We start from the raw sequence: 13,082 nt of genomic DNA, 5'->3' as shown, positions 1-13,082 counted from the left end.
AGCCTACCAGATCTGCCCGGTCCGGTAGTCCGAGGGGAGCGTGTACACGAATTCGCGGGGATCGTGGTGCGCGCTCTCCAGCAGGCCGGGAACACTGTGGTAGCCGAGGGCGTACAGATTCCGGCTCGGGTCCCAGGTGTTGTAGGCATAGATCGCCTTGCGTTTGGCCGCCATGTGGGCGGCCGGGATGTTCAGCACGTAGGCCGCCCCGTGTGCGCGCGTCTCCAACGGGTTGTTGTAGGCGTAGACGTGGTTGAAGCGCGCGTCGGTGATCCTGCCGTCGTTCAGGAGCCGGTACGCCACATCACTGCACGCCTTGTGGGTGTGCGTCTTCTCCAGCCACCCGGCGGTGAACTTGTGCGAGGCGCCGGGATACTGCTTGGCGAGTGCCGCGACCTTCCACGCGACCGCGTCCACGAACCTCCCGTACTCCGCCTTCGTGCCGTGCGCGGAATCGGCGAGGCCGAAGTTGATGACCTTGTCGACACCCAGTGCCTTCGCCGACGCCCGGAACTCGGCCGTCCGGGCGGCCACGACCTTGCTCGTGCCGTCCGTCGGCCAGCCCAGACTGTGCGTACGGCCGGGCGCCGCGCACTTCGTGCCGAGGAAACAACGCCCGGCGTTCATGATGTCGGCCAGCCCGCTGTTCCCGCCCTGGCTCACCAGCACCAGGTAGACGGGCCTGCCCGCGGCCTTGTGCTCCAGGATCGACCCGGCCAGCCCGATCGCGTCGTCGTCCTGGTGAGGGGCGTAGAAGATGGCCGGGTTCGCCGCCGCCGAGGCGCCCGATGTCCACACCGCGTTCTGCACGACGGCCGCCGCGGTCAGCGCCCCGGCTGCCAGAATCCGGCGCCTCGACATATCGGCGACGCCGTCAAGTCTGCTGCTCACATCTGCTCCCCTGGGTATCGCCCTGTGACGCGTGCTGAGGTCCCGCGCGGTGGCGCGCAGTGCACGGAGCCGTTCCCGTTGTGGAGTCAGCCTGACGGGGCCCGCCGACGTACCGCTCACGCGCGGCTGATGTCTCGCTGACGCCGCACGTCCGCGCGCGAGCTCACGTACGAGCCATCAGCCGCAGGATGGCCGTGTCGTACCGTGCTCGCAGCCCCACGTCCCCCGATACCCGCAGCAGCGCGCTCAGCGCGCGTACCGCACCCTCGTCGAAACCGAACGACTCCGCCTCGCGCGCCGCGCCCTCCAGACGCCGGATGCCCTCGCCCTCCTCGCCCATCCCCAGCAGCGCTTCCCCGGCCGCCGTGAGCAACAGCACCCGGGAAGCCGCCGATGTGTGCGAGGGGTTGTCGAGTTCCAGGGCGGAGATGGACGTGTCGAGGGCCGACTGCCATTGTCTGATGGCCAGTTGGTGCCGGGCGAGGTGGTACAGGGCCAGCCGCTCGGTGTGGGGGTCGCCGGCTCCGCGCGCCAGGTGCGCCGCGTTCACGCACCCCTCGGCGGCCTCCTCCGGGCTGCCGAGCGCCGCTTGGGCCAGCGAGAGATTGACCAGCGCGGTCGCCTCGCCGCGCCGGTCGTCGGCCCGGGCGGCGAGCGCCGGTGCCGCCTCCAGATGGCCCAGCGCCTCATCGGTGCGGCCCTCTTCGGTCAGGATCCATCCGAGCAGGGCAAGGACCCGCGACTCCGCGCGGGCGTCGGAGTCCGCCCGCACCGCCTCAAGTGCCGTCTGCAACAGGGGAGTCCAGCCGTCGAGCGCCCGCCACACCATCTGCGGCCACAGTCCCAGGACAATCCGCCAGGTCCTGCTGTGCAGTCCGGCGGCGTGCGCCGCCGCCACCGCGAGCGTCAGGTCGTCACGCTCGGCCGCGTACCAGGACATGGCCTCGTCGCGGTCCGCGAACTCCCGTATGGCCGACGGCGGATGGAAGTCGGCGGGCAGCGGGAAGCACGACTCGTCGCCGGGCTCGGCCGCACCGGCCGCGGCCAGGGCGGTGGCCACACTGTGGTCGAGTACCCGCACGAGTGCGTCGGGCCCGGCGTCCAGGCCGCGCGCGTACAGCCGTACGAGATCGTGCAGCGTCCAGCGCCCCGGCGCGGTCCTGGTGACGAGGTGCGCCGCGGTCAGCCTGTCCAGCGCGGCCTCGGCCGCGACCGGGTCCGTGCCGGCCAGCGCCGCCGCCGTATACCGGTCGACGTGCGTGCCCGGGTGGCGGCCGAGATGCGCGAAGTGGTGCGCGACGTCCTCGGGAAGCCGGCGCACCGTGAGCCTCAGCGCTGCCCGTACGCCCGTGTCCTCCACGTCCAGCAGGCTGAGTCGGCGCGACTCGTCGGAGAGTTCGGCGGTCATCGCGCTCAGGGACGAATCCGGCTGGTCCGCCAGCCTGGCGGCGGCGACCCGCAGCGCGAGGGGGAGCCCGCCGCACAACTCGGCGAGGCGCCGGGCGGCAACGGCCTCGGCGAGCACCCGCTCCTTGCCGAGCACCGCGGCGAGCAGGGCCGTGCTGTCCTGCGGTTCGAGTACGTCCACGGGGACCGGACGGGCGGCGTCGGAGGCGATCAGACCGCCCAGCCGGTACCGGCTGGTGACCACGGTGACGCACCGGGCGCCGCCCGGGAGCAGCTCTCTGACCTGCTCTGAACCGCGCGCGTTGTCGAGCACGACAAGGAGCTGACGGTCGGCGGCGAGGGACCGGAACAGCGCGGACGCGCCGTTCGTCGACTCCGGGATACGGCGCGGAGTGACCCCCAGCGCCAGCAGGAACTCGCGCAGCACCTCGAGGTGGGTCGGCTCTCCCGTATCGCTGAAGCCGCGCAGGTCGGCGTAGAGCAGTCCGCCGGGAAAACCGGCGCGGCTCCGGTGCGCCCAGTGCGTCACGAGCGCCGTCTTGCCCACTCCCGCCGGCCCGGTGACCAGGCAGACGGGCGCTTCTCCGGCGGCGGCCCGGGAGAGTGCGGTGAGTTCGGCGCCGCGGCCGTGGAAGCCGCGCGGCATGCGCGGCAGCAGGTCGACGGTGTCCGTGGAGAGGAGGGCAGACGGCGCGAGCGTGGTGGCGGGCACGGGGACGGGGTGCGGGTCCGACGCCGGGACTCCCTCGGCGCCGTCACCCTCGCCGCGCAGCGCCACCGCGTAGGCGTCCGCCAGTTCGCGGCCCGGGTCGACCCCCAGTTCGTCGGCGAGCAGCCGCCGCGTGCGGTGAAACCAGTCGAGCGCCTCGGAGCGGCGGCCCGCTCGCTGAAGGGCCCTCATCAGCGCGGCCGACAGCGATTCGCGCAGCGGGTGGGCGCCTGCCTCCGCGCGCAGCACGGCCGCGGCCCGGGCGTGCTCACCCAGCCGCGCGTAGGCCGCGGCCAGCAGTTCCACGGAGGCCAGCCGGAGTTCCTCCAGCGCGTGCGCGGCGGCCTGCAGCGGCGGACTCGGATACGCGCCGGTCAGCGCGGGCCCCTGCCACAGCGACAGCGCCTCCTGATACATCGCCACGGCGTCGGCCGGCGCGCGCTGGCCGCGAGCCAGTGTCACCAGCTCTTCGAAGCGGTGGGCGTCCAGCAGGGTTTCCGGCATCCGCAGGACGTACGCCGCGCCCTGCGTGACCAGTTCGACGCCGTACATCTCGGCGTCCGCACCGGCGAGCAGGACCCGCAGCCGCGACACATGGCCCTGGATGACACTGCGGGCCCGTGCCGGCGGCTCGTGATCCCACAGCGATTCCGTCAGCCGGTCCACCGGAACTGGGCAGTTGGGTCTCAGCAGCAGAGCGGCGAGGAGGCTGCGCCGCTTGGCGGGACCGAGCGGCAGTTCACCGGCCTCGGTGGCGACGGAAACCGCTCCGAGCAGCCGGAACTCCACTGGCTCAACTCCTCTTGGGGGAAAGAGCCAGATTACCGGTGGGGTGGGAGAGGGCGTCGGGTGACCGAGGGATCACGGGGTGTGCTGTGCCCCACTCTCGCTACGGCGCATCGCTAAGGCGTGCTCTTGCCGGCCGCCGTTCCCCCGGCCCCGGAGCCGCCGACGAGCAGGGCCACCAGTCGCTCCGCCTGCTCCCGGGGATCCGGGGTGGCGGCCCAGCTGGTCATCAGGAGGTGATGAAGGGTTCCGACGAGTGCGAGCGCCACCGCTGCGGTGTCGGTGCCGCCCGCGAGTCGCCCCAGTCGCTGTTCGGCGTTCAGGTACACGGTGATCGCGTCCTGGATCGCGGTGAAGCCCGGGGCGCCGGCCTCCAGAGCCCGGCGGATCCGCAAGGACGCCCCGGGGTGCGTCATGGCCAGGCCGACGACGCCGGGGTGCGGGGAGTCCAGGAGCGTCAGCGTGATCGTGACGAGGTTGTCGGCCACCGTGCCGTGACCCGCTCGTGCGGGGATCTCCTCTGCCCGGCGCGCGGTGCGCGCGAACCGGTCGAGGACCAGTTCGGCGATGAAGGCGTCCAGCCCGTCGAAGTGGGTGTGCAGTACCCCCTTGGCGCACCCGGCCTCGGTGGTGATCGCTCTGCTGGTCAGGGCGGCTGGGCCCTCGCGTGCCAGGACTCGCTCCGCGGCGTCGAAGAGCCGTTCGCGAAGGTCTTGGATCGCTACTCCACGCGGTGACATGAGGGCCTTTCCTGGTACGGGCTGCGACCCCCCACGGTACAAGGGCCTTGCCGGTATGGGCGGGTGCCCATACTGTTTGGGCAAGCGCCCATACTCGGCGCGGTGTCCATTGCGGCAAGTCGGAGGTGCGGTATGTCATCCATCGTCAACACGCAGCAGGCCGAGGCGTGGAACGGATACGAGGGCATTCACTGGGCGCGGAACCAGGACCGTTGGGATGCCGTGAACGCGGGCTTCAACGAGCCGCTGCTCGCCGCTGCCGCGATCGGCGGGGGCGACCGGGTCCTGGACATCGGCTGCGGCGGCGGGATGACCACCCGGCTGGCCGCACGGCAGGCCCGAAGCGGTCGGGCCATGGGCCTAGACCTGTCCGCACCCCTGCTGGAGCGCGCACGGGAGGCCGCCGGGCGTGAGAATCTCGACAACGTCCACTTCCAGCAGGGCGACGCACAGGCCTGTCCCTTCGAGCCCGCCGTGTTCGACGTGGCGATCAGCCGGTTCGGGGTGATGTTCTTCGCCGACCCCGTCGCCGCCTTCGCCAACATCGGGCGTGCCCTGCGCCCCGGCGGCCGCGTGGCGTTCGTCTGCGCGGCGGAGGCCGAGGGCAACGAGTGGCTGCGGACGCTGGCGGAGCTGCGCGACATCCTGCCGATCGGAGGCTTCGGCGCCACGGGCGGTCCGGGGATGTTCTCCATGGCGGACCCGGCCACCGTCCGTGACGTGCTGTCCGCCGCCGGGTACGAGCGGATCGCCACGCCACGCGTCGAGGCGTACGGGACATGGGGCCGGGACGCCGAGGACGCGGCCGCCTTCCTGCTGGACTCCGGCCCCGGACGCCATCTGATCAGCCAGGTCGGACAGGACGTGCGGGACCTCGCCCGTCGGCGCCTCACCGATGCCCTGCGTGCGTACGAGCGGCGGGGTGCGCTCCTGCTGCGCAGTACCGCCTGGCTGGTCACCGCGCACCGGCCGAAGTAACCGCGCGGGCACCGCTGTCGCACCTGTTGTCCCGCGAGCGGCGCAGCCGTCAGCGCGTCGGCGCGGCCAGCTCCCGCTCGATCAGGGCGACTGCGTTCTCCCGCCTGACCTCGAGACCCGAGGCGTACGCCGTCGCGTACTCCTCGGGACCGAGCTGCTCGGTCAGGCGCTGCGCCAGGGACGACACGTCGGGGTTGCTGGCGTCCGGCGCGCCACGCAGCGCGTGGGCGGTACCGAGCGCCCTGGCCGCTTGCCCGGCATCGCCACGGTGGTAGAGGAGCTGGGCCACCCCGACCGCCGCCTCCGCCACCAGCAGCATGTCCGGCGCCTCGATGCCGGCGGTGAGAGCCCTGCCGAGATGCCCCTGCGCCGCGTCCGGCTCGTCGCGCGCGACGGCGAGGCGGCCCATACCGGACCAGTACAGCGCGTGGAACGCGGCGTTGGACGCCTGCGGACCGAACGCCTCCCTCGCCAGGCCGTACTGGCGGGCGGCCTCGTCCAGGTCGCGGGCGTGGCGCGCGAGGTCACCGATGCTGAGCCGTGCCATCCCGAGGTAGCGGGCGGACGAGGTGCTGCGCACCACGTCGAGCAGCTCGGCGCGGGCGGCCTCCGTCTCGCCCGCCCGGATCCGCGCCACCGCCAGCCACACGCGCTGCTGGTCGTGCGCGCCCAGCTCGCGGGCGGGCCCCATCGCCTCCTCCAGCGCCTCGATCGCCTCGGTGAACCTGCCCAGCGAGGTCAGTACGATCGCCGAGTACGTCAACGATGTGGCGAGACCCCAGCACTCGCCCACTGCCCGGAACTCCCGCGCCGCCGCGGCCAGGTCCTGTCCGGCCGCGTGGATGTCGCCGTGGTTGCCGTTGAGGAACGAACGGACCAGCCGCAGCATGCCCCGGGTCCAGCTGTCGGCCGACGGCGTCAGCTCGTCGATCGCGGCCAGACCTTCCTTGGTGTCGCCGGCGATCAACGCCACCAGCGGCGGAATCAGCGGGCCGGCCGGATGCGCGGTGACCGGGGTGGGGACGACCGACCGCAGGTGCGTCAGCTCCTCCCGCGCGTCGACGGAGTGCCCGGAGAGCACTGTGTTCAGCAGATAGCCCGCCGTCGCCGCCGACCGTTTGTCGGGCGGCGCGTCGCCGGGCATCCGGACCACCGCCCGCAGCAGGTGCACGGCCTGGGCGTACTCGCCGTTCAGTGTCCAGAAGAAGGCGAGCGCGGCGGCGAACCGCACGGCGCTGTCCGTGTCCTCGCTCTCGTGCGCGAAGTGCACGGCGGCGATGAGGTTGTCACGGTCCGCGCTCAGCCTGCGCAGCCAGCGAACCTGGCCGGGGCCGCGCAGATTCGGGTCGGCGGTCTCGGCCAGCCGCAGGAAGTGACGCGCGTGCGCGGCCCTGGCCTCCGGGACACCGTCGCGCGCGGCGAGCCGCTCCAGACCGTACGCGCGCAGTGTCTCCAGCATGCGGTATCGGACCTGGGGGCCGTCAACGAGCTGGAGCAGAGACTTGTCGACCAGTCCTGCGACGGTCTCCAGAGTGCCGCCCCCGGAGGGGTCGACGCTCTCGGCGGCCTCCAGGGTGATCGTGGACGGGAAGGCGGCCAGCGCTTCGGCGAGCGACTGCTCGTCCTTCGCCAGAAGGTCCCAGCTCCAGGCCACGACGGCGCGGAGCGTGCGGTGCCGCGGCAGTGCTGTGCGACTGCCGCCGCTCAGCACCTGGAAGCGGTCGTCGAGCCGCGCCGCCAGCTCCTCCACGGACAGCATGCGCAGCCGGGCCGCCGCCAGCTCGATGGCCAGGGGGAGCCCGTCCAGGCGCCGGCAGATCTCGCTGACCGGGCCCGCGTTGTGCGCCGTCACCGCGAAGTCGGGGCGGACCGCCGAGGCGCGGTCGGCGAACAGCCGGACAGCGGGGGCGGCCAGCACCTCGTCCACCGGACAGCCGGGCTGCGGCACGTCCAGCGGAGGCACCGGCAGCAACGACTCGCCCATGATGCCCAGCGGTTCACGGCTGGTGGCCAGGATCCTCAACCGGGGGCACCGGCTGAGAAGTTCGTCCACGAGCCGGGCCACCGCATCGACGATGTGCTCGCAACTGTCCAGCACCAGGAGTACTTCCGACACCGAGAAGGCTTCGACCAACCGCTCCAGCGGTTCCAGGGGCCCGGCGGCCTCGGACAGCTCGGCGTCGCGGACACCCGAAGCGGCGAGCACGGCCTGGAACACGTCCTCGGGGGCGGTGACCGGCGCGAGTTCGACCATGCGTACAGCGGCGGGCAGGTGGGGGGCCGGTCCGGTCACCAGTGTGGTGGCGAGCCGCGTCTTGCCCGAACCGCCGGTGCCCACCAGCGTGACCAGCCGGTGGTCGCCCAACTGTGTCTGCAGCTGCGCCAGTTCCTTCTCCCGGCCGACGAAGCTGGTCAGCGCCGATCGCAGCCCCGGGATGTACCCGTCGGCGCCGCGGCGGGGCGGGGCGGAGGACGGCCCCGGGTCGAGCCGCTGCCCGCGCAGCACGGAGAGATGTACGCGTCGCAGCTCCTCGGAAGGGTCCGTGCCGAGCTCTTCCGCCAGCCGGCCGCGGTACTGCTCGTAGCACGAGAGCGCCTCCGCCGAGCGGCTGTCCGCGTGCAGGGCGCGCATCAGCAGCGCCCGCGGCCGCTCGCGGTGCGGTTGCGCGGCGATCAGCGCCTCCAACTCGGCGATCAGCCTGGGCAGATCTGCCGCCAGGAGCAGGTCGGCCTCCGCGCAGTCCTCCGCGGCACCGAGCCGCAACTCCTCCAGCCGCGCGACGGTGCTCGCCGCGAACCCGGCATCCCCCACATCCGCCAGCGCCTCGCCCCGCCACAGCGCCAGCGCGGAACGCAACTCGGCGGCGGCCGCCTCCGGCCGGCCTGTCGTCAGGGTGCTCCTGCCGCTGCGTACCAGCCGGTCGAAACGCAGGGCGTCCACGGAGTCGGGAGGGACACCGAGGCAGTAGCCTCCGGGCCCCGAGTCCAGCGGGGTGCCGTCCGGCAGGGCCCGGCGGAGCCGGCTCATCAGCGACTGCAGGGCGTGGCCCGGATCGGTCGGGGCATCATCGGGCCAGACCGCCGCCGACAACGTCCCCACCGAGACAGGACGACCCGCGTCCAGTGCGAGCCGGACCATCAGGCGGCGCAGCCGTGCCCCGCCGACCGGGATCAGTCTGCCGCCGTCCCGGACCTCGAGCGGCCCGAGGAGTCCCACATGCATGGACCCATAGTGCCATCAACGACCCGCCCCAGAGCGGCATTCCGGACCGGGTTGCGGGCCGGCCCGCTTCCGCACGCCAGCGATCTGTGAGCGATCTGTGAGCGGTCACCGGCAGGCTGACCGGGCCATCCGCCCGTCGGGGCCCAGCGCAAGAACCGGCGCGAGAAACAGGGGAGTACACAGATCATGGTGACAATCGCACGGTGGTGTCTCAAACACCGCTTGGTGGTCCTCCTGTTGTGGGTGGGCATGCTCTTCGGCTCGGGGGCCGCGAGCGTCGCGGCCGGTGACGACTACTCCAACGCCTTCGACCTCCCCGGCACCGAGTCCGCCCGCGCCACCGACAGGATGACGGAAGCGTTCCCGGAGCTTGCCGGAGACGCCAACACCGTGGTGTGGCAGGTGGAGGACGGTTCTGTACGGGACGCGGAGATCCGCTCCCGGATGACCGCCGCCCTGGAGGACGTCGCGAAGCTGCCGGACGTGGGCACCGTCGCCGGTCCCTACGGCGCCGACGGGGCCGGACGTATCAGCGAGGACGGCCGTACCGCCTACGCCGAAGTCACCTTCACCAAGCAGGCGTTCGACCTTGAGGCCGAGAACACCGAAAAGGTCGTCGAGCGGGCCGAGGAGGCCCGCAGCGACGGTCTGAGGGTCGAACTGGGCGGCCAGGCCATCGAGTACGCACAGGTGCCCCCGGAGGGCCTCGCCGAGCTGGTGGCGATCGTCGCCGCGGCGATCGTCCTCTTCGTGGCCTTCGGCTCCTTGTTCGCTATGCTGCTGCCGCTCGTGACCGGCATCTTCGCCGTCGGAACGGCCGTCTCGCTGCTCGCCGTGTTCAGCAAGGCCGTCACCCTGCCCGACGCGGCCCCGATCCTGGGCTCGCTGGTGGGTCTCGGGGTGGGCATCGACTACGCCCTGTTCGTGGTCACCCGCCACCGCAGGGGGCTGAAGGCCGGCCTGACTCCCGCCGAGGCGGCCGAGCGTGCCCTCAACACGTCGGGACGCGCGGTGCTCTTCGCCGGCGGCACGGTGTGCATCGCGCTGCTGGCGATGTTCGCCCTCGGGATGCAGTTCCTCAACGGCATCGCCGTCGCGACCACGCTGACCGTCGTCCTCAGTGTCCTTGCCGCCGTCACCCTGCTGCCCGCGATGCTCGGCATACTCGGCATGAAGGTGCTCAGCCGCCGTGAGCGCCGTCGTCTGGCCGCCGAAGGGCCCCAGGGGGCGGAGAGCGCGAGCGCCTGGGCCGTGCGCTGGGCAGGGTTCGTCGAGCGCAGCCCCCGGATGGTCGCCGTGGTCGCCCTGGCCGTCATGGTGGCGCTCGCCCTGCCGTCCCTCTCCCTGCGTCTGGGCACCAATGACCAGGGCAATCACGCGGAGTCCCAGACCACCCGCCAGGCCTACGACCTGCTCGCCGACGGCTTCGGCCCGGGCTTCAACGGACCGCTGCTGCTGGTGGTCGACACACCGCGGGCCGGGGACGACCGGGCCGCGGTGGACGGGCTGGCCCAGCAGGTCGAGGACATCTCCGGCGTCGCCCGGGTGGCTGTGCTGCCCCCGTCGAAGGACGGGCGCACCGCTCTGGTCCAGGTCGTACCGTCCACCTCACCGCAGGACGAGAAGACCGACCGGCTCATCGACCGGCTGCGCTCGGACGTGGTGCCGGCCGCCGAGAGGGACACCGGCATCAGCGTGGACGTCGGTGGCGGAACCGCGATCCAGAAGGACTTCGCCGCCGAGATCGGCGACCGACTGCCGCTGTTCATCGCCCTCATCGTCCTGCTGGGCGCGTTGCTGCTGATGCTGGCATTCCGGAGCATCGTGGTGCCGCTGATGTCCGCGTTGATGAATGTGATCGCCGCCGCCGCGTCGTTCGGTCTGATCGTCGCCTTCTTCCAGTGGGGCTGGGGCATCGATCTGCTCGGCATGGGCAAGGAAGGGCCGATCATCGCGTACATGCCGGCCTTCATGCTGCCGATGCTGTTCGGCCTGTCGATGGACTATCAGGTGTTCCTCGTCAGCCGCATGCACGAGGAGTGGGTCCACAGCAAGGACAACGCGCGTGCGGTGCGCGCGGGACTGGTCGACACCAGCCGTGTCATCAACAGTGCGGCCCTCATCATGATCGCCGTCTTCTCCTCCTTCATCCTCAGCCCGGACCGGGCGGCGGTGATGACGGGTGTCGCGCTGGCCGGGGCGGTGGCGCTGGACGCCTTCATCCTGCGGATGATGCTGGTCCCGGCCCTGATGCTGCTGCTGGGGAAGAAGAACTGGTGGCTGCCCGCCGGCCTCGACCGCGTCCTGCCGCACGTGGCGGTGGAGGCTCCTTCCCCCGCCCCGGGTGTACCGGGACAGGCCACCGCCTCGCCGGAACCGGCCGGGCGGATCTGAACGGGGCGGACCGCGGCCGGCCGCGGTCCGCCCGCTCCATGGCACGGGCATGCGACGGTCCGCATGCCCGTGCCGTCGTGCCCGCTGCCGGCACCCAGTGGGGGCGGCCGTCCAGGCGCCTTCAACTTCCCTTAAGAAGTTGCCCAGACGGGCTGGGCCACACTACGAGGGGCGCTGGGGCGGGAGTGCAGAGATGGCCGAGGAGCCCCCGGGAGCCTTGTTCCTTGAGGCACCGCCGCGACGAAGGACGACATCCCTGGGGGCATGGTGCGCGTAGCAACCACGATCACGGTCACACCGGCAGAGGCCGTGACCCCCACCGCTGTGCCTGCGGCCCCGAAAAGGCCCCGGAAGCCGGCAGGCGGCCCGGAGACCCTCGACGGCCTGTTCAGCCGGGCCGTCGCCAGGCGTCCCGGCGCCGTCGTCGTGGCGGACGGACGGCGCACGCTGAGCTATGAGGCGGCGGAGAAACGCTCGGGCCTGCTCGCGTCGGCGCTGCTGCGCTCGGGAGTACAGCTCGGTGATCCCGTCCTCGTTCACTGTACGGACCACGCGCAGGCGCTCGTCGCACATCTGGCGGTGCTCAAGCTGGGAGCCGTGTGTGTGCCGGTACCGTGCGGCGTGGACGACGACGCCCTGCGGCGGATCGTCGTCATCAGCGGGGCCGCACTGGTTCTGTGCAGTGGTGCCACGAGGGAGCGCTGGACGCTCCCGGCGATGGTTCTGGACGATGCCCGGACCTGGGCGAGGATCGGGCCCATGCGTGTCGACGGCTCGCTGCCGAGGTCGGGCCTCACGGACGCCGCCTATCTGCTGGTCGAGCAGGGGGACGGCGACGGTCCGACGGGTCATCTGGTCGACCACCGCGCCCTGTTTTTGGCCGTGTCGGACCGCATCCGCAGGGCGGGCCGGCCCGAACGCGGTGTGGCGGTCGGCCGGCAGCCGGGCGAGGCACGGTCGCTGGCCGCATTGTGGTGGGCGGTCGGAACGGCCGGCAGGCTGTACGGCCCTCCGCCGGAGGCCGCGGTGTCCGAGGCCGGGGGGCTCCCGGAGGCGGGTTCGGTCGCGGTGTTCGGACCCCGCGAGTACGCGGCCGTGCTCGCCGCGACGCGGGCCGCCGCGACAGACGGCGGACGGGTCGCGACCCGTCTGGGTACGGTGCTCCTCACCGGCGAGCCCTGCCCCGCGGAACTGGCGGAACAGCACTTCGACACGCTGCCGTTCACCCGCCTGCTGTCCGAATTCTCGCCGCGCGACGGGCTGATGCCGTGGACCGCGATCGAGTACACCTCCGGTGCGCAGGCGCCGTCCCCACTCGTCGTCGGCGAGACCGTGAGCCGGGTCCGCGTCACGATTCGCGATGCGGAGGGGCATGCGCTGCCGTCCGGGAGCCCGGGGCACATCTGGGCGGCGGGCGCCGCGCTGCCCTTCGACCGTCTCCGCGCGCACAGCCGGGTGCCGGCTTCCAGGAGCCGGGGATCGCTCGCTGATTCCGGCTATATGGGCCGGTGGAACTCCGACGGAGTTCTCGAAGTCACCGGGCGGGCCGTTCGGCCGGTGCGCATGCGCGAAAGAATGCCGGCGGGGATCGATTCGGGACCGACCCGCTCCGGAGAACACCCCTACGGGTAATGGACGGCAAATAGGGGGTTGTTGTTAAGTCCCTGCAAATTGGGCCGGGAAAGGTCAGGGGTTCTTGTCCCTGTGAACGGCGCGTAGCGTAGACAATTGAATTCAGTCGTACTGTACGTCGCCTACCTGCGGAGCGGTCGATGGGAATGGGAATGACGGCCGAGAGTCCGGAACGCGGAACACCTTCCCGGTTCGATCTCCGCGGCCGTGTGGCGGAGTTGCGGGACCTGCGCGAGCAGGCCCGCCGTGGCCCCAGTGAGCGGGCGACCGAGGCCCAGCACGCGAAGGGCAAGCTGACCGCCCGTGAGCGCATCGAGCTGCT

At 72.1% G+C, this 13,082-nt stretch carries 7 protein-coding genes; 3 read left to right on the top strand and 4 right to left on the bottom strand.

All coding sequences use genetic code 11. The features are described from left to right. Positions 1-3 precede the first annotated feature (3 nt). The 3 genes from ACWIHY_RS13445 to ACWIHY_RS13435 form a co-directional block, all read right to left on the bottom strand. Positions 4-891 carry a PIG-L deacetylase family protein gene (locus ACWIHY_RS13445; protein ID WP_454375784.1) on the bottom strand — a complete coding sequence of 296 codons (888 nt, stop codon included), beginning with the start codon at positions 889-891 and terminating at the stop codon, positions 4-6. Between the two features lie 163 nt (positions 892-1,054). Next, positions 1,055-3,796, bottom strand: a complete 2,742-nt coding sequence (locus tag ACWIHY_RS13440) for a BTAD domain-containing putative transcriptional regulator (RefSeq protein ID WP_454375783.1) — start codon at positions 3,794-3,796, stop codon at positions 1,055-1,057. A gap of 113 nt (positions 3,797-3,909) precedes the next feature. Beyond that, complete coding sequence (locus ACWIHY_RS13435) at positions 3,910-4,533, bottom strand: TetR/AcrR family transcriptional regulator (RefSeq protein ID WP_454375782.1); 624 nt, start codon at positions 4,531-4,533, stop codon at positions 3,910-3,912. 132 nt (positions 4,534-4,665) lie between these two features. On the opposite strand from ACWIHY_RS13435, the gene ACWIHY_RS13430 reads away from it, so the two are divergent. Next, the gene (locus tag ACWIHY_RS13430) at positions 4,666-5,511 is read left to right on the top strand and encodes a class I SAM-dependent methyltransferase (protein WP_454375781.1); all 846 of its coding nucleotides are present in this window, start codon (positions 4,666-4,668) and stop codon (positions 5,509-5,511) included. Between the two features lie 49 nt (positions 5,512-5,560). Here the strand turns inward: ACWIHY_RS13430 and ACWIHY_RS13425 are convergent, their stop codons facing one another. Further along, entirely contained in the window at positions 5,561-8,734 is a 3,174-nt protein-coding gene (locus tag ACWIHY_RS13425; RefSeq protein ID WP_454375780.1) for a BTAD domain-containing putative transcriptional regulator, read from the bottom strand. 186 nt (positions 8,735-8,920) lie between these two features. Between ACWIHY_RS13425 and ACWIHY_RS13420 the strand changes: the two genes are divergently transcribed. Both ACWIHY_RS13420 and ACWIHY_RS13415 read left to right on the top strand, forming a co-directional pair. Continuing rightward, on the top strand, positions 8,921-11,128 hold the full coding sequence (locus ACWIHY_RS13420; RefSeq protein WP_454375779.1) for an MMPL family transporter: 2,208 nt from the start codon (positions 8,921-8,923) through the stop codon (positions 11,126-11,128). Positions 11,129-11,392: 264 nt separating this feature from the next. Then, positions 11,393-12,760, top strand: coding sequence for an AMP-binding protein (locus ACWIHY_RS13415; RefSeq protein ID WP_454375778.1), 1,368 nt, complete (start codon positions 11,393-11,395; stop codon positions 12,758-12,760). Positions 12,761-13,082 lie beyond the last annotated feature (322 nt).

Source organism: Streptomyces sp. NPDC055287 (assembly GCF_053646035.1).
Note: the sequence above shows the minus strand (reverse complement) of the source record. Positions and strands in the feature narration are given on the sequence as shown.